Consider the following 24,491-nt stretch of genomic DNA (forward strand, 5'->3'; position numbering starts at 1 on the left):
AGGCAGAACATGGTCCGGACAGTCAGGTGGTTTTGTTGGCTACGGAGAAAGACTGGATAGACAAAGTGCTGGCGCAAATCAACACACAACTGGAATCGCTGCCAAGAAAAGACATCGCCGTGAAAGCCTTGAAAAACAGCAAGGCCATTGTGGTGAAAGACCTCAACGATGCGATGGCGATCAGCAACCGTTATGCACCGGAACACCTGATCCTGGCGACCGACAATGCACTTACACTCGCAGAGTCCGTTGTCAATGCAGGTTCGGTTTTCATCGGACATTACTCCCCGGAGTCAGCGGGAGATTATGCTTCAGGAACCAATCACACTTTACCCACCAATGGTTTTGCAAGAACCTACAGCGGCGTATCACTGGATAGTTTTGTAAAGAAGATCACCTACCAGGAGATCACCAGGGAAGGGTTGGCAAATCTTGGCCCCACCATCGAGGTTATGGCCGAAGCCGAATCTTTGGATGCACATAAAAATGCTGTGAGCATCCGGTTGGCAACGCTTAAAAACAACAACAATGTTTAGTCTGGACAAGATCATACGGAACAACGTGAAATCCCTGAAGCCCTATGCTTCGGCACGGGATGAGTTCAAGGGAAGGGAAGGGATCTTTCTGGATGCCAATGAAAATCCGTTCGGCTCGCTGGCAGGAGACGGCATGAACCGATACCCGGATCCGCTCCAGCGCAGTGTGAAGGAAAAGATCGCCGATTGGAAGGCCATATCAACCGAACACATCTTCCTGGGCAATGGCAGCGACGAGATCATTGATCTGCTGATAAGGGCATTCTGCGAACCGCGGGAGCACAACATCATCATCACCCCTCCAACCTATGGGGTTTACAGTGTATATGCTGAGATCAATGATGTGGTCGTAAAAAAAGTTCTGCTTGATGAAACGTTCAACCTCAACGTCGACCAGGTCCTGGACGCAGTCAACGAACAGACCCGACTAATTTTTCTCTGCTCACCGAACAACCCTACGGGGAACATTGTTCCACGGGAAACAGTGATCAATATCGCCAAAGACTTCCCCGGGTTGGTGGTGGTAGATGAGGCCTATGCCGATTTCTCAGAGCAGCCGTCCATGGTACATTTGCTCAATGATCTTCCAAACCTGTTTGTTATGCAAACCTTCTCCAAGGCTTGGGGCATGGCGGCCCTCCGGTTGGGAATGGGTTTTGCAAATCCGGACATCGTTAAGGTGCTTAACAAAATCAAACCGCCCTACAACATCAACGCCATTACGCAGGAGCTGGCATTGAAGGCCATGGATAGAAAAAGTGAGGCGGCTGATTGGGTACAACAGATCATCCTGGAACGATCAGACCTGGCACAACAACTCCGTGGTTTGGATGTCGTGAAAAACGTATATCCCTCCGAGGCGAATTTTCTGCTGATCAAAACCACGAATGCAAAGAAAATTTATGATTACCTGACCGGCCGCGGCATCATTGTCCGGAACCGCTCATCCGAACCGGGATGTGCGGAATGCCTTAGGGTAACGGTGGGCACGAAAGACGAGAACATCGAACTCATTGCATCGATGAAAGAATATTCAGAGAACTTGAATCCATGAGAAAAATTCTATTCATAGACCGGGACGGGACCCTGATCCGTGAACCCGAAGACGAGCAGATCGATTCGCTGGAGAAACTGGAGTTTTTTCCGGGAGCAATCACCGGACTGGCGAAAATTGTTGCGAATCTGGACTACGACCTGGTGATGGTAAGTAATCAGGATGGTCTTGGCACAGACTCTTTCCCGGAAGATACCTTCTGGCCCGCCCAAAACAAGATGCTGGCCACACTGGAAGGCGAAGGAATCACCTTCAGGGATATTCTGATCGACAGAAGCTTCCCCAAAGACAATGCGCCAACAAGAAAACCGCGCACCGGAATGCTAACCGCATACATGAACGGTGGCTGTGATATGGAGAACTCCTTCGTGATCGGAGACCGGCTCACGGACATTGAACTGGCAACCAACCTCGGCGCCAGGGCGATCTTTATTGCAAATGAAAACCACAAGGATGCCGCACTGACCACCATGTCATGGAATGAGATCTACCGGTTCCTGAAATCACTGTCAGGTCGCACCGCAACCGTTGAAAGGAAAACAAAGGAGACGGAAATTTCAATCACCCTGAACCTGGATGGACAGGGCAACACAAACATCAATACCGGACTGTCTTTCTTTGACCACATGCTGGACCAACTTGGCAAGCACAGCGGATGTGATCTCAATATCGTCGTAAAAGGCGACCTCGAAGTAGATGAACACCACACCATCGAAGACACCGCACTGGCGCTGGGAGAAACTTTTCTAACAGCCCTGGGAGATAAAAAAGGCGTGGCCCGTTACGGATTCACCCTGCCTATGGATGATGCATTGGCACAGGTGGCCATCGACTTCGGTGGCAGGCCCTGGATCGTTTGGGAGGCAGAATTCAAACGCGAAAAGATCGGAGATATGCCCACCGAAATGTTCTACCACTTTTTCAAATCATTCTCCGACGCAGCGCGCTGCAACCTGAACATCAAAGTGGAAGGAGACAACGAACACCATAAGATAGAATCGCTTTTCAAAGCCCTGGCAAAGGCCATCAGGCAGGCCAAGAAGGTAGAAGGCGATGCATTGCCAAGTACCAAAGGTGTATTATGATGAGACCATGAACATCGCCATTGTAAAATATAATGCCGGGAATATCCGGTCCGTCCTCCATGCCCTGGAAAGGTTAGGAATTGAAGGGCAGATCACCGAAGATACCGCCGACCTCCTGATGGCCGACAAGGTGATATTTCCTGGTGTGGGAGAAGCAAGCAGTGCCATAAAATACCTGCAGGAACGGGGACTGGACCGGGTGATCACCAGTCTCAAACAACCCGTACTGGGCATCTGCCTGGGTCAGCAATTGCTTTGCAAACACAGCGAAGAAAACGACGCAGACTGCCTGCATATTTACGATCTGGACGTAAAGAAATTTCCACCCCGCGATAAAGTACCGCACATGGGCTGGAACAAGATCACCGGATTGAAAGGACCGTTGTATGAGGGGATCGGTGAAGGATCCTACGTATATTTTGTACACAGTTTTTTTGCAGAGTTGGGTGAAGACACAACCGCACAAACGGACTACATCGTTCCGTTCAGCGCGTCCCTCCGAAAAGCCAATTTCTTTGCAACACAATTTCACCCCGAGAAAAGCGGCGAAGTGGGCGCCAGGATTCTTGAGAACTTTATAAGGAATACATAAAAAGATGAAGATCATTCCGGCCATAGACCTGATTGAAGGAAAGTGCGTACGCCTCACCAAGGGAGATTATGCACAAAAGAAAGTCTACAATGAAGATCCGTTGGAAGTGGCCAGATCTTTTGAAGATGCAGGCATCCGTCGCTTACACCTGGTGGACCTTGACGGCGCGAAAGCAGGACACATCATCAACCACAAAGTGCTGGAAAAGATCGCAGGCAAAACAAAACTGCACATCGACTTCGGAGGAGGCCTCAAAGCGGATGACGACCTGCGCATTGCCTTTGAGTGCGGTGCCCGCCAGATTACCGGTGGCAGCATTGCAGTGAAGAACCGGGACCTTTTTCTATCATGGCTCGAAAAATACGGCCCGGAGAAGATCATCCTTGGCGCCGACGCCATCAAAGGAAAAATTGCCATCAGCGGATGGCAGGAAGAAACTTCATTGTGGCTTCAGGACTTTCTGAGGGCTTATCTGGACGAAGGAATCCGTTATGTGATCTGCACGGATATTGACAAAGACGGAATGCTGGAAGGACCTGCAACAACTTTGTACAAAGACCTGCTGGATGAATTTCCAAAGATGAAACTCATCGCCAGCGGTGGCGTTTCCGGGATGAAGGACATCGAAGAGCTGGCCGAACTGAACCTTGAAGGCGTGATTGTAGGCAAGGCCATTTACGAAGGCAGGATCAATCTCAACGAGCTAACAACCATCCGATGAGTCCTTTCATTTTCAAACCCGCCTACCAAAGCAAGGGCCCAAGCGTTGGCCGGCAGGTTGATACATTCTCAAACCCGCCTGCCTCGCTCAAGCCAATATTTTGGCGGGCAAATCTTCAAATTAACCCGTGCTAACAAAACGCATCATACCATGCCTCGATATCAAAGAGGGGCGCACCGTAAAGGGGGTGAACTTCGAGCAACTACGTGATGCCGGAGACCCGGTCGAGCTGGGTGCATTATATGCCCGACAAGGCGCAGACGAACTCACGTTTCTGGATATCACCGCCACCCTCGAAGCACGTTCTACCCTGGTTGATTTGGTGAAGCGTATTGCCAGAGAGATCAACATTCCATTTACGGTCGGAGGTGGAGTGCGAACCGTGGGGGATGTAGGTGAACTGCTACAGGCCGGTGCGGATAAGATCACGATCAATTCCGCTGCCGTGAGAAACCCGGAAGTGATCTCTGAAATGGCAAGGGAATTTGGTAGCCAGTGCATCGTAGTTGCCATTGATACAAAGAACGTGAACGACACCTGGCTTGTACACACACACGGAGGCACAAAACCTACGGATATCGAAACCGCGGCCTGGGCAAGAGAGATTGAATCTCGCGGCGGAGGTGAGATCCTACTGACCTCCATGAACAATGACGGGACCAAAGACGGCTTTGCCCTGAACATCACAAGGAATGTATCCGATGCCGTGAACATTCCGGTCATCGCATCGGGTGGTGCCGGCACCATGCAGCACTTCGTGGATGTTTTCAAAGATGGTCATGCCGATGCAGGGCTTGCGGCCAGTATCTTTCATTTTAAAGAGATTGCCATACCGGATCTTAAAGCATTTTTACAATCACATCAAATACCCGTTCGCCTATGAAACCCGACTTTAATAAAATGAATGGCCTGATTCCCGCAGTGGTTCAGGATTCCCGCACAGGCCGGGTGCTCATGGTCGGATTTATGAATGAAGAAGCCCTGGCTAAAACCGAGGCAGAAAAGAAAGTCACTTTTTTCAGCCGCAGTAAGAATCGCCTTTGGACAAAAGGTGAAGAGTCGGGAAATTTCCTCCTGGTAAAAGACATCCTGATCGATTGCGATGAAGACACCCTTTTGATCAAAGCTGAACCTACGGGACCGGTTTGCCACACCGGCAGCGATACTTGCTTCAAGGAAACAAACAGAAGCATCGACTTCTTGTCTCACATGGAAAACGTGATCAAGAACAGAAAGGAACAACCGGATGAAAAATCCTATACCGCATCACTGTTCAAGAAAGGCATCAACAAAGTCGCACAGAAAGTTGGAGAGGAAGCCACCGAACTGGTGATCGAAGCTATGGACAACAACGATGAACTTTTTCTGGAGGAAGCCGCAGACCTGCTCTTTCATTACATCGTGTTGCTGCGGGCCAAAGACAAAGGACTGGCGGACGTGATGGATGTGCTGGAAGGAAGACATAAGTAAACAGGATCATCCCCGGATCATTATTAACTTGCACCTATGGAGATCAAAAAAATAGAACTTCGTAATCTTCGTGCTGAGGATTATGCACAACTGCAAAGCGTCATCCGGGCATATTATTCCAACTGGGAGAACTCATACTGGAAACCCCATCACATAGAAAAACTCGTGACACTGTTCCCGGAAGGACAACTGGCGGCGGTGGCAGATGGCAAGGTGGTAGGGTGCGCATTGACATTGATCATCAATCATGAAGAATTTGAGGATGACCACACCTATCGTGAGATCACCGGAAATTTCTCATTTGACACCCACGATCCGGACGGAGATATCCTTTATGGCATCGACGTATTCGTAGACCCGGATTACCGCGGACTAAGACTTGGTCGCCGGATGTACGATGCAAGGAAGGACCTGTGCGAACAGCTCAACCTGAGATCCATTGTATTCGGCGGACGCATCCCCAATTATGGAAAATATGCGGATACCCTTTCACCCAAAGAGTACATTGAAAAGGTCAGGCTGAAGGAAATCTATGATCCCGTGCTGACCTTCCAACTGAGCAATGATTTTCACGTTCGTAAAGTGTTAAAGGGTTATATGCCGGGCGATGAGAACTCACAGGAGTATGCCACCCTGCTTGAATGGAACAACATCTATTACACCAAACCACAAAAGATCATCAACACCAAAAAGTCGATCGTTCGGATCGGTCTGGTGCAATGGCAAATGAGACGCTTCGACAACCTCGAAGCATTATATGAACAAATGGAGTTCTTCGTAGATGCGGTATCCGGCTACAAAGCAGACTTCGCACTGTTCCCGGAACTTTTTAACGCACCGTTGATGTCAGAATTCAATCACCTTCCGGAAGCGGAAGCGATTCGAAAGCTGGCGGAATATACCGCACGCGTCCGTGACAAATTTCAGGAATTTGCCATCTCCTATAACGTGAATATCATCACGGGCAGCATGCCGGAAATGTCCGAAGGAAAACTGCATAACGTAGGATATCTCTGCAAACGGGACGGTACCTTTGAAAAATACGAGAAACTGCACATCACCCCGAACGAGATCAGTTATTGGGGTATGCAGGGCGGCAATGGATTGAAGGTCTTCGATACGGATTGCGGTAAGATCGGAATCCTTATTTGTTATGACGTGGAGTTCCCGGAACTGTCACGTATCCTGGCACAGGAAGGCATGAACATTCTCTTTGTCCCTTTCCTTACGGATACACAAAATGGTTTCACCAGGGTAAAAAGCTGCGCTTCGGCCAGGGCCATTGAGAATGAATGTTACGTGGCCATTGCAGGAAGCGTTGGAAATCTGCCTGGGGTGAACAACATGGACATCCAGTTCGCAGAGTCTGCCGTATTCACACCTTCGGATTTTTCTTTCCCCCCGGATGGCACCAAGGCCATTGCCACGCCGAATACTGAAATGACCCTCATCGCCGATGTGGATCTTGACCTGCTCAAACAACTGAGACAATACGGTAGTGTGACAAATATGAAGGATCGCCGGATAGACCTCTACACACTATCACGGAAACAGGATATGACGCAGTAACGCTACCGGCGCTTTTTCTCAAAAAAACGGATGAGTATGGCTGCACAATCTTCCGCCATGATTCCATGGATCACTTCTGTCCTGGGATGCAGCATGTCAGGCGTCATGCGACGGTAACCACGTTTAGGGTCCGAAGCCCCAAAAACCAATCGCGGAATCTGTGTCCAGAAAGCAGCACCGGCACACATGGGGCACGGCTCAAGGGTCACGTAGAGCGTGCAATCCGTCAGGTATTTTCCTCCCAGAAAATCCGATGCTGCGGTAAATGCCTGCATCTCCGCATGAGCCGTCACATCATTCAATTGTTCGGTCAGATTATGTCCCCGGGCAATGATACGGTCTCCCGCAGCTATCACAGCACCAACAGGCACTTCGTCCTTATCAAAAGCTTTCTCCGCTTCCCTGAGCGCTTCCTTCATAAAGTAATCATGCCCGAATGGTTGTAACGACATCTGATTGCTGATTGATGCCGAAAGGTAGGCAATCCCCGCAAGAGAACCGGCTTTCCACCCGACCGATCTGATTTTTTTCTACCTTCGGACTCCAATTACCACTACCATGTTACGAAGTCATACCTGCGGAGAATTAAGGTCGGAAGATATTGGAAAGGAAGTCACCCTTTGCGGTTGGCTGCAACGTTCAAGGGATCTGGGAGGAATGACCTTCCTGGATTTGAGAGACCGCTACGGCCTGACACAGCTGGTTTTCAACATGGAGACCCAGGCTGAACTCTGCAAACAGGCAAGGGCTTTGGGCCGGGAAGATGTCCTTCGGATCACCGGAACGGTATCTGAACGCAGCAACAAAAACAAACAGCTATCAACCGGTGACATCGAGATCATCGTGAAGGCACTGGACGTTCTGAATCCCTCAAAACTCCCTCCTTTTACCATTGAGGATGAAACGGACGGTGGAGAAGAATTAAGGATGAAGTACCGGTACCTGGACTTACGCCGCCAACCCATACGAAGAGCTCTTGAGTTACGACATAAGGTAACGGGCGAGATGCGCAGGTACCTGGATGAACAAAGATTTGTAGATGTTGAGACACCGGTGTTGATCAAATCCACCCCGGAAGGAGCCAGGGATTTTGTGGTTCCGTCACGGGTGCATACGGGCGAGTTTTATGCCCTGCCTCAATCCCCGCAAACGTTCAAACAATTGCTGATGGTCTCGGGCCTGGATCGCTATTACCAGATCGTAAAATGTTTCAGGGATGAAGACCTGAGAGCTGACCGCCAGCCTGAATTCACACAGCTGGACTGTGAGATGTCATTCGTTGAACAACATGATATCCTGGATACATTCGAAGGACTGGCAAAACACCTGTTCAAAAGAATACGAAATGTGGAGCTGCCCGACTTCCCGCGGATGAGCTATGACGACGCCATACGGAATTATGGCAGCGACAAACCCGATATCCGTTTTGGAATGACTTTCATGGAATTGAATGACACCATGAAAGGGAAGGGCTTCCAGGTCTTTGATCAGGCGGAGCTCGTGGTAGGCATTTGTGTTCCCGGCTGCGCTTCGTACTCGAGGAAGGAAACAGATGCACTTATTGATTTTGTAAAACGTCCGCAGGTTGGAGCCAACGGAATGGTTTTTATCAAATGCATGGAAGACGGTTCTTTTAAATCTTCGGTGGATAAATTTTATTCAGAAGAAGATCTGAAAACCTGTGCTGCAACTTTTGATGCAGCAGCAGGGGACCTGATCCTGATCCTGGCCGGTGAGACCCGGAAAACAAGATCCGCATTGAATGAACTAAGGCTGGAAATGGGAAAGCGACTGGGGCTTCGGGACAAAGATATATTCGCTCCACTGTGGGTGGTAGATTTTCCTTTGCTTGAATGGGATGAGGACAGCCAGCGTTTCTTCGCCATGCATCATCCTTTCACTTCTCCCAAACCGGAAGACATTCACATGCTTGACAGCGAGCCGGGCAAAGTGAAAGCCAATGCCTATGACCTTGTTATTAATGGTGTAGAGATCGGAGGAGGATCCATCCGTATCCATCGACGTGACCTGCAGGAAAAAATGTTTCAGACACTTGGTTTCTCCGATGAAGAAGCGAGGGAGCAATTCGGATTCTTACTTAACGCTTTTGAATATGGTACGCCTCCACACGGAGGGATCGCCTTCGGCCTGGACCGGTGGGTATCTCTCTTTGGCGGAAGTGAGACCATTCGCGACTATATTGCATTCCCCAAGAATAATGCGGGACGCGATGTGATGATTGACACACCTTCAGGTATATCAGAAGATCAACTGAAAGAACTTGGGTTGAAAATTGCCTTTGACCAAACCGAGGCTTAGATTTGTATCTACCATGACGACAACAGACCCCAAAAAACCGACGGGGCCGGCGGGGCAAACTCCACCGCCTGCACCTGCATCAGCAAAACAAGCAACCACTGAAAAGAAACAAGGCAAACGCCGGGGGGTGGTTATCCTGCTTATCATAAGTGTGGCCATCAATGCGCTTTTGATTTCAGGCGGAGGATACACCGTGATCAAATACGACAATCAGGTCGATAGTCTGGTTGATGTAAGTGTTGATCTGAAAACGGAGCTCAACCAAACTGCAACCGACCTTGATAAATACCGAGGTATCTCTGATGAATTGGATAAGATGCTCGCCTCTGCCAATCTTGAACTGGATACCACCAGGGCCAAGATCGAGCAGATGATCGCGAATGGTGTGAAGGACAAATCCATGATAGATCAACTGCGTCATGAATTGAGAAGAATCAAACGTAAACGGGCCAGGTATGAAGAAGAGATTGATCAGCTGTTGCTTGAGAACCGGGAACTAAAAAGTAAGAATCTTGATCTTGCTGTTACGGTTGGCAACCTGGAAGAGGAGAAAGAAGAGCTGGTAAAAAAAGTGGATGTGGCCTCCCGCATGTCTGTGGAATATGCCAACATCATTGGATGGCGGGGAAAGGGAAAGTCATACAAGGAGACGGCATTGGCAAAGAAAGTAGAACGGTTTAATGTTTGCTTTGATGTCATGGAAAATAAGGTAACGAATCCTGGCAACAAAGTGGTATACCTCAGGATGACTGGTCCCGCCGGAGAGATTCTTGGAAATGAAGAACTGGGATCCGGTAAATTTGTTGACACAGAAACGCAGAAAGAAAAACTCTTCACAATTCAAAAAAATATAGACTACCGGAACGAACGCCAGAATTTCTGCGTGGAGTGGGAGGATCCTGGCAAGGAAGATTATGAACCGGGAACCTATACTGTTGAATTTTATGTTGACGGTACAAAGGCGGGGGTGACTTCCTTCGTATTACGCTAATTCTTTTATCACAATTCTTTTATTTTAAAAAGCAGGTTCAAACTTGTCATATATTCTGCATTGCATGATGATGTGGGGTGACATCATATCCTTCAATCTCATACAATGTCAAGGGTTTAGGTAAAAATGGCGCGCTAAAAAGATGGAAATTTTCAGAATTACATTTATGTCAACATTACTTCCCTTGAAACCAGATGGTTATATAATAGGTGGTAAGAATCCACCCCATTTGCAGTCTAAAATTTTTTTGTACAAAAATTTGTCTCGTGGTTAGAATCTTTTCTATATTGGCCCCGGTTATTTATCCTTCCCAACGAAAATTGACGTCCGGCCTCCCCGATATTTAAGCCTGAAACCACTGGTTTCACTAGGCTCTTGAGGGGATGTTGTTATACGATCGGAGTGTTATATACCCGTTGCAACGTCTTTGGTTCGTTAGCCTTATGAAGGAGAGGATGCATCACAATACCATGAAAGCGCATTTATTTGAGTCTATATTTTAAACACTTGTAATTAACCAAAACCCTAAATAAACAACGTTACGCATGAAGAAGTTTTTCATTTTGGGAAGCCTTTGCCTGGGTCTATTGACGCAGGCATTGGGCCAGGACGGCGGCGAGAAAAAAGACAAACCTATCTCGGGGACCGTCATAAATTCGGCAGACAACCAACCGGTTGTCGGTGCCACGGTGGTCGTCAAAGGAACCATGTTGGGTACTTTGACCGATATAGACGGTAAGTTCAAAATCACCGTCCCCGCCGCCAACAACACCATCGTGATTTCATATGTAGGTATGAAATCGCAGGAATTTGAGGTAGGTACAAAAACCTCCTTTGATGTGAAGCTGGAAGAAGATGTGGTTGGTTTGGATGAAGTAGTGGTAACCGCTCTCGGTATCAGCCGGGAAAAGAAGTCACTCGGTTATGCCAGCCAGCAGATTGATGGTGAAGCGGTAGCCGAAACCAAAAGCGGAAACTTCGTAAACCAGATCTCCGGTAAAGTAGCCGGTGTTCAGGTGAAGACCAACAACAACATGGGTGGATCCACCAACATCGTGATCCGGGGTTACTCGTCACTGACCGGTAACAACCAGGCCCTGTTTATTGTGGATGGTATTCCGATGAACAACGACAACAGTAACGCATCGAAATATGCACCTGGTCTCCGCACACAGGCGGAAGGATTACCTGGGTATGACTACGGTAACGCAGTTGCTGACATTAACCCAAATGACATCGAGTCCATCAACGTACTGAAAGGTGCAGCTGCAACCGCACTGTACGGTTCACGTGCTGCGAACGGCGTGGTGATCATCACTACTAAAAAAGGAAAACAAGGAACCGGAAAACAACGGTTGGGTGTTGACCTCTCTTCTAACGTAACGCTTGGTTTCGTTGACAAGAAAACATTCCCTAAATATCAAAACAAATATGGTCAGGGATACGGACCCTATTACTATAACGATACCACTGGTCTTTATAATAATGACTTTATTTGGGCCGATCTTGATGGAGACGGTAACCTTGATCCTATCACCGCACTGACTGAGGATGCCTCCTATGGCGCTGAGTTCGATGAGAACCTGATGGTTTATCAATGGGATGCCTTCATTCCGGAGTCTCCTAACTACCACAAGAAAACCCCATGGAAAGCTGCCGATAACGGCCCCATCACCTTCTTTGAAACTTCCGTTTCTACTGCAAACAACGTTTCCATTACAGGTGGTTCGGACAAAGGTTCCTTTAGGGTTTCCTACCAAAAACTGGATCAAAAAGGCATCATGCCAGGTGGTGAACTTCACCGTAACAACTTCGGTTTCAACGGTGCCTTGACCCTGACAGACAAGTTCTCCGTAACGGCTACCGGTAACTACATCAACACCAGGGCCAAAGGACGTAACGTAACCGGTTACAACGCGAACCTCGTTTCCGGATGGCGTCAGTGGTATGCACTGAACGTAGACATGATGGATCTGAAGGAACTCTATGAACTGACCGACAGAAACGTTACATGGAACCCGAACGATTTCGAAGATGATCCGGTACCCATTTACTGGAACAACCCATACTACCAACGTTATCATAACTACGAAACAGATGAACGTAACCGTTTTTATGGAAACGTAGCGTTGAACTATCAGTTGAGCGAAGCCTTCTGGATTCAGGCAAGAATATCTGCCGATAACTTCGCTGAAATTCAGGAAGAGCGTCTGTCTGTTGGTAGTAACCCGACCCTCTTCGGTGTGAGCAGAAACGTGTCCCCTTCCGGATACTCCCGCTACAACAAAACATTCCTTGAAACCAACTTTGACCTGATGGGTTTCTATGAAAAGGATCTTTCTGAGAACCTGAACTTCAAAGGAACCATCGGAAGCAATGTACGCAGAACACGCACCAACTCAATCTTCGCTTCTACCGAAGGAGGTTTGGTTATCGCGAATCTCTACAGTCTTGATAACTCGTTTGACCGCGCATCTATCGAAAGCGATCAAGCCATTGGTATCAACGGTTTCTTCGCCAATGCGTCTTTTGGTCTGAAGCGATTGATATTCCTTGACATCGCAGGTCGGGTAGACAAATCCTCTACGCTTCCCGTAGACAAGAACACTTACTTCTATCCTTCTGCTGCACTTAGCTTCATCTTCTCTGAGAAGTTGAAACAAGACTGGTTGGATTTCGGTAAAGTGAGACTTAACTATGCACAAGTAGGTAACGATGCTCCGTTTGGTAGCCTTCAGGATATCTACTCCAAACCTTCTTCACACTTCGGAACCACTCCGCTTTTCTCGGTTAACCATACCAAGAGGAATTCTGAGCTGAGACCTGAGATCTCTTCCAGTATTGAAACAGGATTGGAAATGATCTTCCTGAAGAACAAATTTGGTTTTGACGTAGCATACTACAACACCAAAACCAAAGACCAGATCTTCCCTGTAGCTGTATCCGCCGCAACCGGTTACACCACTCAGTATGTAAACGCAGGTACCGTGCAAAACAGCGGTATTGAGTTGAGTCTGAATGCCAACCCTTATAAATCCGATAACTTTAAGTGGGATATCGGCATCAACTGGGGTCAAAACAGAAGTAAGGTACTCGAACTCTTCACCGATGCCAGTGGCAATGAAGTGACCAACCTGCAACTGGGTTCATTCCAGGGAGGTATCACCATCAACGCTACGAAGGGTGAAGCTTACGGTACCATCCAGGGTACTGACTTCGAATACATCAACGGTAAAAAAGTGGTTAAGACCAATGGTAAATACAAAGCCACTTCTACCACGGACAACGTTCTGGGTAACATCAACCCTGACTGGAACATGGGTATCACCAACTCCTTCAAGTACAAAAACCTGAAGCTGAGCGCCCTTGTAGACTGGCAAAAAGGTGGCGATGTATTCTCCCTTGACCTCTACTATGGTCTGGCTACCGGTTTGTATGAAGAAACCGTTTACAACAACGACCTCGGTAACCCGGTTCGTAATTCACAAGCAGACGGTGGTGGTGAAATCTTTGACGGTGTGAATGAACTCGGTGAAACAAACACTATTCGCGCTGATGGTGAGAACTTCAGTATGTTCGGTTACGCAGCCAATCCTAACGCAGCATTCGTATATGATGCTTCTTATGTGAAACTGCGTGAGGTTGTGCTTTCATACAGCATTCCATCTGCAAAACTGAAAGACAAATTCATCGGCGGAGCTACTTTCAGCATCGTAGGTAACAACCTGTGGATCATCCACAAGAACCTGCCCCATGCTGACCCTGAAGCCGGTGTAAGTTCCGGTAACCTGCAAGGTTGGCAATCAGGCGTACTGCCTACCACCCGCAATATCGGATTTAACGTTTCACTGAATTTCTAATTCATGAACCTAGAAAAAAGCAAGATCATGAAGACAAAAAAATATATTGTACTGGGATTGATAGCCGCATCGGCCATATCCTGTACGAAACTCGAAGACCTGAATAAGGACAAGAAAAACCCGACAGAGGTAAGCGGTAATGCTATATTCAGCAATGCCCTTAAAAACCTTTGCGACCAGGAAGCCAGCACAAACGTGAACAGAAACGTATTCCGTCTGTTCTCACAGTACTGGACAGAAACTACCTACACGGATGAGTCCAACTACAACATCACCACCCGTTCCATTCCTGACTATGCATGGAGAACATGGTACCGTGATGTATTGATGGACCTGAAGGAAGCCAACAGGCTCATCATGGAAGAATCTCCTGTAACCGCAGCCGACCAGGCCAACCAGGCCAACCGTTCTGCCATTACAGAGGTGCTGTCCGTGTATGCTTACCAACATCTGGTCGACCTTTTCGGTAATGTACCTTATGATGAAGCATTGAACATAGACAACGTTCTGCCCGCATACGAAGATGCTCAAAGCATCTACAGCAAACTGTTCGCACGTCTTGATGCTGCCATCGCAAAGTTGAACCCAAGTTTGGGAGATAGCTTTGAAGACGCAGATCTGATGTACGGTGGTGATGTAGCCATGTGGAAAAAGTTCGCTTATTCCCTGAAGCTGAAGATGGCCGTTAACGTTGGTGATGTTGCCGCTCTGAATCCCGCAACTGCTGCTGCTGATGCGGTTGCAGGCGGTGTATTCACTTCTTCTGCAGATAACGCTGTTATGAACTACCTCGGATCACAACCCAACACAAACCCTGTTTATGTTGATCTGGTTGCTTCCGGCCGTAATGACTTCGTTGTTGCAAACACCATCGTTGACATCATGAATACACTCAACGATCCACGTCGTGATGACTACTTTGCAGAAAACCTGGGTGCAGGAACATTCACCGGTGGTATCTATGGAGCTTCCAACAGCTTCTCATCCTACTCACATGTAGCAGATGCCCTGCAGGATCCTACTGCTCCAATGCACCTCATGGATTATGCCGAAGTACTTTTCTACCAGGCTGAGGCTGTTGAAAGAGGTTTCATCGGTGGTTCCGCAGATTTGCTGTATGCTGAAGCCGTAGCAACCTCAATCCTGGACTGGGGTGGTACTGCCGGAGAAGCAGCAACCTACCTGGCCCAAGCGGATGTTGCTTATGCGACCGCACCCGGTACATGGCAGGAGAAGATCGGAAAACAAGCATGGCTTGCTTACTACAACAGAGGTTTCCTTGGATGGACTACCTGGAGAAGGTTGGATGCCCCAGCCATGAATCCGGCAGCCCTGACCACAGACCCGCTGCCTGTACGTTTCACCTACGCTGTTAACGAACAAACGTTGAACGGTGCCAATTATACAAGCGCAGCTGCTGCCATTGGTGGTGATCTGCAAACAACCAAATTGTTCTGGGATAAATATTAATCCCGCACAATGCGCCTCTATCACAGATAGGGTTTGGTGGGATAAATAACCAAGTTTAGTTCAGCAGTTGACATCTTGTGATAGAAAATAGGACCGCCCTCGACCAGGGGGCGGTCCTTCTTTTTATAACAACTTCCTTCCGGCGATCATTATCTTTGCCGCCATGCGTTACCTATTATTACCCATTCAGTGGCTTTGGCGATTCTGGATCATACTGGTGTTCGTTATAGTATTTCTTATAGGTTATCCCTGGATCAAACACTACCTGCACAATGAATCCACATATAAGAAATCATTCCGGGTGCAACGCATTATAGCCCGGGTAACCGCTTTCCTCTCAGGGATCGTGATACGGGTGAAGCAAGTGCAACCCTTGAATACCCATCGCACCTATGTGATCATCTCCAACCATACCTCATACCTTGATGTGATCCTATCCTATGCATTTCTGCCTTTGTACTATCATTTCATGGGGAAGAACGAACTGGAACGCATCCCACTTTTCAATGTGCTCTTTAAGAAAACCAATATTCCGGTGGATCGGAAAAATCGCCGAAGTGCACATGCAGCATACCAGCGGGCCTGTACCGACCTGCAAAAAGGAATCAGCATATTTCTGTTTCCTGAAGCCACCATTCCCGATCATATTCCAAGGCTCAGACATTTTAAAACAGGTGCGGCAAGATTGGCTATTGAGAACCAGGTTCCCATTCTTCCGATCACCTACCTTGACCATTGGAGAATACTCCCGGAAGGGCGAAACGCCTGGAAAGGAGGGCGTCCAGGTAGAAATCGCATTATCATACATCCGCCCATCAGTACGTCCGGACTGAACGAATCAGATGTTCCTGCATTAAACCAGCAACTCCATAAGCTTACCAATGACACGCTGGTCCAATATAACTGTCTTCCGCCATCTGGCAAGACCCCCTAAAAGCCGCACTAAATGGGCGCTTCGTCTAAGTGCTGTTTGAATTGTGTATTAGAATTCCTATTTTGGCATGGGTACCAAAGACGCTGCATGCCCAACTTAGATTATGGCCAAAAAACCATCAGCCGATCTGTTTCACCTGATCAAATCATTGAGCAGGAACGAAAAGGGCTATTTTAAGAAATATGTCTCCCGGCACACCTTGAAGGGAGAAAACAATTACGTCAGACTATTTGACGCCATTGACCGGCAAAAGACGTACGATGAGGATAAGCTGCTCCGGAAGGAAAGCTATATCCGTCAGTTACCGCTGCTTAAGAACTATCTGTATCAGATGATCCTGGAAAGCCTTGAGAATTTCTATTCCAAGAGCAGGATCAATATCCGGTTATATAACATGATCACCCGGATCCAGATTCTTTACAACAAAGGATTATATGACCAATGCCATAAGATGGCCAGGCAAATAAAGAAGATGGCCTATCGGTTTGATGAGTTCTCCGTGCTGCTGGAAACCCTGAAATGGGAAAAGGTATTGTTGGGTTATGAACTCACCTTCCGTAAACTGGAAGATGTAATACGGGAAGAAAATGAGGTCCGCGCCTTTCAGCAACAGGTCAACGATCTCCAAAACCTGTCGCTCCGGTTCCTTGCATTGCATAAACAGCACGGAACCATTAACGAGGGGGAACCCGCGCGTTCCAAACTGAAAACCCTTATCGGCGAATTACCTGAAGAGAAGAAACTGCACAGCTTTACCGCATGGCTGCATTATCTCAGAATACAGGGATATTATTATTACATGCTTGGGGATTGGGAATCCTGTTTCAACTACCGGGAAAAACTGGTTAGCCATTGCGAAGAAAATTCTGGTTATATACGTGAAGAACCGGCGGAATACATTTCCGCAATTCATCAGGTGCTCAATGCCTGCAGCCCGCTAAACAACAAAGACGCATTCTTCGGCTACCTTCAAAAACTGAAATCAATCACCGAGGTCATTCCTGACACTGATACACGTGTGAACAAAGGCCGCATTTTCGCCGAAAGCCATAACCTCGAACTCAGGTGGTACATCATGAGGGGAGAGTTTGAGAAAGGCCTGAAAACCGTCGAGGAAGTTGAAAAGGGACTGGGTGAGTATGACAACGATGAAGTAAATCAGACCCTGGTACAGGAAAACATTTTTAACATTGCTTTCATATGTTTCGGTGCCGGTCAATATGAACAGGCACTTAAATGGATAACCAAGGCACTTGATGAAATGGATCAGGAACATGGCTTGAGCGGAATGCTGGATTTCAGATGCAGACTGCTCAAACTGATGGTGCTTCACGAGAAGGGTGATTTCGATGTTCTGGAAAGTGAAGTGAAACATGCATTCCGGTTTGCTTATACCAAGCAACGTACTTATAAAATGGAATTGTTTCTACTGGATTTCTTCAGAAAACTGGCTAAGACCGGTTCAGATAAATCAAAGACGCAACAGATCTGCCGTGAATTTATTGATGAAATGCCAGAACTAAAGGAAGATACCTACGAGAAATCGCTCTTTGACGGCTTTGACTTCCTGGCTTGGGTGCGAAGCCGCATGGAAGGTATATCATACATTCAGGCCATCAAGGAAAAAGCGGTACTAGCGGACAAGGGTAACGTGTCCGGTTAATTTCCGGTTCTCTCCATAAATATCGGTCGCCTTAACCAGCCACACATATACATCTTCCTGTGCAGGTTCCTGGCTTCCTTCTACCTTTCCATTCCAACCCTGGTTGATATCCGTGGCCTGGTAAATAAGGTTTCCCCAACGGTCAAACACATACATTTCAAAACTTTCAATGGCAATGCCTTTGGCCATAAACAGGTCATTGAATCCATCCCCGTTGGGTGAGAATGCATTGGGAATGTACAACGTCGGCACCTCAACAATACAAACCGTACCCATGGTTGAATCTATACATCCATATTGATTTTCCATCCACAACCATACCGGATAACATCCGGTATCCGCATATTCATGGACGGGGTTTTGGATCGTATCCGTGAGACTATCACCGAAACTCCACAACCACCTGACCGCATTGGTTGATTTATCAGTGAAATTCACCACCGGACTGAACAAATTGGCCGTCCAGGGATTCGCATCAAAGCCTGCGGTCGGTAATGGGTAGGCTTCAATATAACAAGGTTTGGTGGTGGTATTTACACAACCTTCCAGACTGGTAACAGTCAAGCTAACATCGTAACAACCGGCCACATCAAAGATGACGGTTGGTTGTGCTTCGGTAGAAACACCGGCACTTCCGAAGTCCCATTCATAAGTAGCCCCCGGGTCGGAACAGTTTGTGAACATAACCGATAAGGGCACACACCCTACGGTACTGTCTCCAAAACATACAACAGGAAGGTCCAGGATTCGCACCGTGTCCGTAAAACACGACTGACAGGCCGCAGGATCTGCAACACAATGAGTAACCACATAGGTGCCGGGAGCACTATAGAGATGAGACACATCACCACAATCTGCAGCTGTCTGACCATCACCGAAATCCCATGAACAGGTGGCAATGGTGCCTGAGGAAGCATAGGTAAATGTAGCCATGCTTCCATCAAAACATATATCCTGGGTTTGGAATAATGCCACCGGTGAGTTGGCATTGATAATGGTAGCACAAATATAATTGGTACATCCGTTCGCATCCGTCACGGTCACACAATATGTTCCTTGGGACAACCCGGAAGCAGTTGCTGAAACCTGGTTCCCTGCCGCCGCATCCCACAGATATGAAAAACCTCCGCTTCCTCCTGATGCCGTAACGGTGATGCTGCCATTGCCATTGCCATTGCCACAGCTTTCATCAATGCTTGTGTAGGTCAGGTTGATGGCTGGTGGTCCGTTAATGATCACATCCGTACAAACAATGCATCCCAAACCATCCGTGATGCATACAGAATAACTACCCTCACAAAGACCGGTCGCCGTTGCACCGGTTTGCGAAGCGGCGTCATTCCATTGATAGATGTACGGTGTGGTTCCACCACTCACGGTCACAGTAGCTTCACCATCACATACACCGAAACACGAAACTGCCGTACTGTCCGGAATATCTGCAGTCGGTGCACCATTGTTGCTTACGTTAGACTGGATGGTAGCCGTGCATCCGTTGGCATCGGTAACTGTGACATTGTATGTACCCGCACACAATCCGGATGCCGTTGCGGTTATCTGATCTGATGCCGCCACATCCCACAAATAAGTATATATTGATGTGCCTCCGGATGGAGATACCGAAGCCGATCCGTTACACTGTCCGCAGGTCGCCAGTGTGGTGGTGGTGGATAAGACAAGCTCCGAGGGTTCTGTAAGGGTAGCGCAAACCACAGCGGTACACCCATTCTGGTCGGTCACTGTGACACAATGATTGCCGATCGGTATACCTGTTACCAAAGAAGTGGTTTCACTATTATCCCAGTTATAATCATATGGTGAAACGCCACCTGTTACCGATGCTGTGATCGTACCGTCGCTTCCCCCGAAACAACTTACGTTGGTATGGGTTTCCGTTGCAACCAACGCCGGTGGCTCCTGTATGTGTACCTGTGCCGTATCACTGCAACCTGAAGCATCCGTCATGGTTACGGTGTATGTACCCACACACAAGCCGGTGGCGGTAGCAGAGGTCTGCCCGTTACTCCATTGCAGGCCTATGGGAGGGTTTCCTCCACTGGCATTGATTGTGCCCGTACCATCACACAAGGCAAAGCAGGAAATATCCGTCACAGAGGTCGTGAATACAATGGCATTGGGTACAGTGATGGTCACGGAGATGCTATCTGTGCAACCGTTTGCATCGGTCACGATAACATGCTGTGTCCCGGCACAAAGCCCTGTGGCAGTCTGATCCGTCTGACCATCACCCCACAGATATCCATATGGTACAGTACCACCCGATGGGGTCACCGTGGCCGTGGCATCACAATCGTTATTGCACAGCAACGCTGTGGATGAGATATTCAGGGTGACGGAAACCGGAGCATTCAATGTGATGGTTTCAGTTGCCTCACATCCGTTGACATCCGTTACCGTAACGTTGTAGGTGCCTTCGCAAAGACCCGTGCAGCTGACATCTGAGCAGGAAGTATCCCATACATAAGTATAGGTTGGATTACCGCTGACATTCAGGGAAATGCTGCCGTTGCAAACACCGCTGCAGGAAGGGTCTGCAGAGGTGAATGTGATAACCGGAGGTTGATTTACCGTGACGGTAACCGACGCGGTATCTGTTTCACCAACGGCATCAGTTACCGTTGCATGATAAATGGTGGTGGTGGTTGGACAAACATTGTGCGGACCTGTTCCCGTGGGGAGGCCCTGATCCCATGTGACCACCAACGGCGGACTGCCATTGGAAACGGTTGCGGTGATATCCGTACACTCTCCCAGGCAAATCACCTCCGGGTCGGCATCCAGGGAAATATTCGGGCTGCACGGACCTTCAACATAAATGGTATAGGAAAATGTCTGACCACCGGAGTATGGACAATTATCATCGTTGACATCCACCGTGAACGTATAGGGTGTGGACCTGACATCCGCAGAGGTGGGTGTCCAGCAGAAAGTGCCTGTCGGATGCGGACTACCAGCTATGGTAAATGTGCCGGCCGGGATTCCGTTGTTCCAGTCCATGGTCACGATCTGACCGGCATCCAGATCATCGGAGAAAATGTCGAAACAAAAGGGTTGATTCTCGCAGACCGTGATCTCAAAATCGTCACTCCCGTCAATACCACTTGCAGTAGGCAGGTTATTGGTACAGTTGATCACCACCAGTTGCATATCGCGTGTTACACTCCCGATCCACTGACCATTGCGGTATTCATCTACCTTGACCGCCATAACGGTTACTTCAGTCATTTGAGGTGTCATACAAAGGTCACCCGTTTTGGTATCAAGGGTTAACGGAGGGTTGGACTGTAACGGGTTCGATGCACTATAGCCTGTATTGTAAGTGACCGTGGAAGTCGCACCGGTCTTAGGTATAACCAGCGAGTAGACCAAAGAGTCTCCGTCACTATCCAACGCACCATGATTGAAACAATACAACTGACCTACACAGATCCAGGGTACCGGAGCATTTGAGAATTCCGGAGAACTGTTGCATCCGGCGATGGTATTATCGAGTTCCGCATCCACGTGGATCATGACCTGATCCGGTGTTGCGATGGTTGAGATCAACCCGTTGCGGTTTCCAACCTCAAAGCTGAATTTCCAATCCGTACAATTGGCGGGCAGGGTCACAATACCACGGTATAACCATTCTTCCGCCCCGGGATATTGACTATTCGGATCACCGCAAGTACTTTGTTCATTGGCACAAATCGGGGTGACCTCCGTTCTGGTACCATTGCTTGGTACTGCAAATATCTCAAACTGGCCATTCAGGCCACAATTGACAGAAGAATAAGAAATAACCGGATTATCCCACCCGCTGCAGGTTTTGGTGGTTGTACACACACCGTTGCTACAAGTTGTGCTGGTGCCTGTGCTTTGACAAAATGGGAACACCCCTCCGCAATCGCGATAAAATTTCAGGGTGACCTCATACTGGTTGTTTCCCAGACACACATAGGTCAGGACGCATGCCAAGTGCGACGAAACAATCGCAGGGCATAATGCAAAACTATATAAAAAGTTACGGTAAATCAGGTAAAAACAGTCATTCTTTCTGAGAAACCACTGCAATCTCAACCGGCTGTATTGTCAAATATACCGTGCAATTATCTATAATACCGGAAGGAGTTCATACCTTTACAACATATTTGAATCACGTATACCATGCCGCAATATCAGGGAATGATCAGAAGCAAGCTGCCAAACGTAGGCACAAGCATATTTGCTGTGATGTCAGGTCTGGCGAGGGAATGCAAAGCAATAAACCTGTCGCAGGGATTTCCCGATTTCGATTGTCATCCGGACCTCAAGAAACGCATTGCCCATTATATGAACTCCGGGCATAATCAATATGCCCCTATGCAAGGTGTTCCGGCATTAAGAGAGGCCATTGCATCAAAGACCGAACGATTGTACGGCATTTCTTATGATCCGGAGAAAGAGATCACGGTAACTGCCGGAGCAACGCAGGCCATATATACAGCGATCGCTGCCGTGGTACAGGAAGGAGATGAAGTGATCGTTTTTGAACCTGCCTATGACTGCTACGTACCCGCCATTGAACTCCACGGAGGCAAGCCGGTTTTTGTTCAGCTGACACCACCGGACTACGGAATCAACTGGAATCAGGTGAAAAAGCTGGTGAACAATCACACCAGAATGATCATCATCAATACTCCGCACAACCCAACGGGAACGGTTATGTCGGCAAAGGACATGGAGGAACTCCAGAAACTCACCAAGGGTACCGACATCATCGTCCTGAGCGATGAAGTATATGAGCACATCATATTTGAAGGCATCGATCACCAGAGTGTTGCGCGATTTCCTGATCTGGCATCCAGGAGCTTTATCATATCTTCATTCGGTAAAGTATATCACACGACCGGATGGAAGATGGGCTATTGCCTGGCACCTCCATCGCTTACCGAAGAATTCCGGAGGGTTCATCAGTTTGTGGTATTTTCCGTGAATACGCCTATCCAGCTGGCTTATGCCGATTTCATGAAAGAACCTTCCCATTACCTGGAACTGAACGCATTTTATGAAGAGAAAAGGGATCGCTTCACCAAACTGATGCAAGATGGTCCGTTCACCATGAACCCTGCCAAAGGAACCTATTTTCAATTAATGGATTTCAGCCAGGTCAGCGAAGAGAAGGACACCGATTATGCCATCCGGCTGACCAGGGAATTTGGTGTGGCCTCGATACCGATCAGCGTTTTTTACCACAACAAGGCTGATCATAAAATGCTACGTTTTTGTTTTGCAAAGAGTAACGAAACCCTTGAGAAAGCAGCCCGGAACCTATGCAAGATTTACGCATAACCGTCATTCAGACTTCCCTATTCTGGGAAGACCGCAAAAGAAACGTTGAGCACTTCTCCGCATTGCTCAACCAGGTTAATGCGCCAACAGATCTCATTGTTCTTCCCGAAATGTTCACCACCGGCTTTACAATGAAAGCATCGGAGTTGGCGGAATATCAGGATGGCGAGGGTTTACGGAAAATGAAAGAATGGGCCTCCACAAAAAATGCGGTGATCACAGGAAGCATCATTACGGGCGATAACGAAGGCCGGTACTTTAACCGCCTTTATTGGGTCAGGCCTGATGGAACCTATGAGACATATGATAAACGGCATTTGTTTCGAATGGCAAATGAACATGCATCCTATAGTGGTGGTGAAAAAAGACTGGTGGTTTCACTCAATGGATGGCGGATCTGCCCATTGATCTGTTATGACCTGAGATTCCCGGTATGGTGCCGCAACCGCAGGCTGGATGGTGCGAATGAAAGCGCATACGACGTGATGGTTTGTATTGCCAACTGGCCGGAACGCAGAAGCTTTGCCTGGAAATCATTACTCATAGCAAGGTCCATTGAGAACCAGGCCTACGTGATCGGGGTGAATCGTATTGGTATGGACGGGAATGATATCAACTATTCCGGTGATTCGATCGCCCTGGATCCGCAAGGGAGAAGCCTGACTGCAATTCCTTCAGGAAAAGAAGCCGTCGCAACGGTGATTCTGAGTGCATCGGAGTTGGAAGAGTATCGCAAAGCATTTCCCGTACATCTGGACGCCGACGCGGTTTCAGTGATTACGCAACAAACGGTTTGATATAAGATTAATAGACATTAGAAGTCAGATATCTGATACCCCGTTCCGAAAGTTTATTACCGTATCTAGAGTCTATTAATCTAAGGTCTGAGATCTTTT

The 24,491-nt window shown here is 48.0% G+C and carries 18 protein-coding genes; 16 read left to right on the forward strand and 2 right to left on the reverse strand.

All coding sequences use genetic code 11. The features are described from left to right. The 8 genes from KDD36_03190 to KDD36_03225 all read left to right on the forward strand — a co-directional run. On the forward strand, positions 1-536 hold a 536-nt coding region (locus KDD36_03190), incomplete at its 5' end, for a histidinol dehydrogenase (GenBank protein ID MCB0395629.1). Continuing rightward, positions 529-1,590, forward strand: a complete 1,062-nt coding sequence (gene hisC, locus KDD36_03195) for a histidinol-phosphate transaminase (GenBank protein MCB0395630.1) — start codon at positions 529-531, stop codon at positions 1,588-1,590. The genes KDD36_03190 and hisC, both read left to right, overlap by 8 nt. Beyond that, positions 1,587-2,675: a bifunctional histidinol-phosphatase/imidazoleglycerol-phosphate dehydratase HisB gene (gene hisB / locus KDD36_03200; protein MCB0395631.1), complete on the forward strand. Its 1,089-nt coding sequence runs from the start codon at positions 1,587-1,589 to the stop codon at positions 2,673-2,675. The genes hisC and hisB overlap by 4 nt, the downstream gene beginning before the upstream one ends. Positions 2,676-2,682: 7 nt before the next feature. Further along, the gene (hisH, locus tag KDD36_03205; GenBank protein ID MCB0395632.1) at positions 2,683-3,267 is read left to right on the forward strand and encodes an imidazole glycerol phosphate synthase subunit HisH; all 585 of its coding nucleotides are present in this window, start codon (positions 2,683-2,685) and stop codon (positions 3,265-3,267) included. Between the two features lie 4 nt (positions 3,268-3,271). Further along, positions 3,272-3,988, forward strand: a complete 717-nt coding sequence (hisA, locus tag KDD36_03210) for a 1-(5-phosphoribosyl)-5-[(5-phosphoribosylamino)methylideneamino]imidazole-4-carboxamide isomerase (GenBank protein ID MCB0395633.1) — start codon at positions 3,272-3,274, stop codon at positions 3,986-3,988. Between the two features lie 127 nt (positions 3,989-4,115). Next, positions 4,116-4,871: an imidazole glycerol phosphate synthase subunit HisF gene (hisF, locus tag KDD36_03215; GenBank protein MCB0395634.1), complete on the forward strand. Its 756-nt coding sequence runs from the start codon at positions 4,116-4,118 to the stop codon at positions 4,869-4,871. Next, complete coding sequence (locus tag KDD36_03220; protein MCB0395635.1) at positions 4,868-5,458, forward strand: bifunctional phosphoribosyl-AMP cyclohydrolase/phosphoribosyl-ATP diphosphatase HisIE; 591 nt, start codon at positions 4,868-4,870, stop codon at positions 5,456-5,458. The genes hisF and KDD36_03220 overlap by 4 nt, the downstream gene beginning before the upstream one ends. 36 nt (positions 5,459-5,494) lie before the next feature. Then, positions 5,495-7,027, forward strand: a complete 1,533-nt coding sequence (locus KDD36_03225) for a bifunctional GNAT family N-acetyltransferase/carbon-nitrogen hydrolase family protein (GenBank protein ID MCB0395636.1) — start codon at positions 5,495-5,497, stop codon at positions 7,025-7,027. Positions 7,028-7,029: 2 nt separating this feature from the next. Here KDD36_03225 and KDD36_03230 read toward each other — a convergent pair whose 3' ends face one another. Continuing rightward, a complete protein-coding gene (locus KDD36_03230; GenBank protein MCB0395637.1) occupies positions 7,030-7,479 on the reverse strand; it encodes a nucleoside deaminase in 450 nt (149 codons plus the stop codon). Positions 7,480-7,585: 106 nt separating this feature from the next. Between KDD36_03230 and aspS the strand changes: the two genes are divergently transcribed. The 6 genes from aspS to KDD36_03260 all read left to right on the forward strand — a co-directional run bounded on the left by aspS (position 7,586) and on the right by KDD36_03260 (position 18,264). Beyond that, a complete protein-coding gene (gene aspS, locus KDD36_03235; protein ID MCB0395638.1) occupies positions 7,586-9,346 on the forward strand; it encodes an aspartate--tRNA ligase in 1,761 nt (586 codons plus the stop codon). 13 nt (positions 9,347-9,359) lie between these two features. Next, positions 9,360-10,337 carry a hypothetical protein gene (locus KDD36_03240; GenBank protein ID MCB0395639.1) on the forward strand — a complete coding sequence of 326 codons (978 nt, stop codon included), beginning with the start codon at positions 9,360-9,362 and terminating at the stop codon, positions 10,335-10,337. Positions 10,338-10,882: 545 nt separating this feature from the next. After that, entirely contained in the window at positions 10,883-14,197 is a 3,315-nt protein-coding gene (locus KDD36_03245; protein ID MCB0395640.1) for a SusC/RagA family TonB-linked outer membrane protein, read from the forward strand. 27 nt (positions 14,198-14,224) lie between these two features. After that, on the forward strand, positions 14,225-15,667 hold the full coding sequence (locus KDD36_03250; protein MCB0395641.1) for a SusD/RagB family nutrient-binding outer membrane lipoprotein: 1,443 nt from the start codon (positions 14,225-14,227) through the stop codon (positions 15,665-15,667). A 163-nt stretch (positions 15,668-15,830) separates the two neighbouring features. Further along, a complete protein-coding gene (locus KDD36_03255) occupies positions 15,831-16,601 on the forward strand; it encodes a 1-acyl-sn-glycerol-3-phosphate acyltransferase (GenBank protein MCB0395642.1) in 771 nt (256 codons plus the stop codon). Between the two features lie 103 nt (positions 16,602-16,704). Further along, on the forward strand, positions 16,705-18,264 hold the full coding sequence (locus KDD36_03260; protein MCB0395643.1) for a hypothetical protein: 1,560 nt from the start codon (positions 16,705-16,707) through the stop codon (positions 18,262-18,264). Here KDD36_03260 and KDD36_03265 read toward each other — a convergent pair. Further along, positions 18,235-22,242 (reverse strand): gliding motility-associated C-terminal domain-containing protein, encoded by a 4,008-nt coding sequence (locus KDD36_03265; GenBank protein ID MCB0395644.1) that lies wholly within the window; start codon positions 22,240-22,242, stop codon positions 18,235-18,237. The genes KDD36_03260 and KDD36_03265 overlap by 30 nt on opposite strands. A gap of 207 nt (positions 22,243-22,449) precedes the next feature. On the opposite strand from KDD36_03265, the gene KDD36_03270 reads away from it, so the two are divergent. Together KDD36_03270 and KDD36_03275 are read left to right on the forward strand one after the other, a co-directional pair. Beyond that, on the forward strand, positions 22,450-23,595 hold the full coding sequence (locus KDD36_03270) for a methionine aminotransferase (GenBank protein MCB0395645.1): 1,146 nt from the start codon (positions 22,450-22,452) through the stop codon (positions 23,593-23,595). Then, positions 23,577-24,392 (forward strand): amidohydrolase, encoded by an 816-nt coding sequence (locus KDD36_03275; GenBank protein ID MCB0395646.1) that lies wholly within the window; start codon positions 23,577-23,579, stop codon positions 24,390-24,392. The genes KDD36_03270 and KDD36_03275 overlap by 19 nt, the downstream gene beginning before the upstream one ends. Positions 24,393-24,491: the final 99 nt, after the last annotated feature.

It is taken from the genome of Flavobacteriales bacterium, from assembly GCA_020435415.1.
Lineage (GTDB): Bacteria > Bacteroidota > Bacteroidia > JACJYZ01 > JACJYZ01 > JACJYZ01.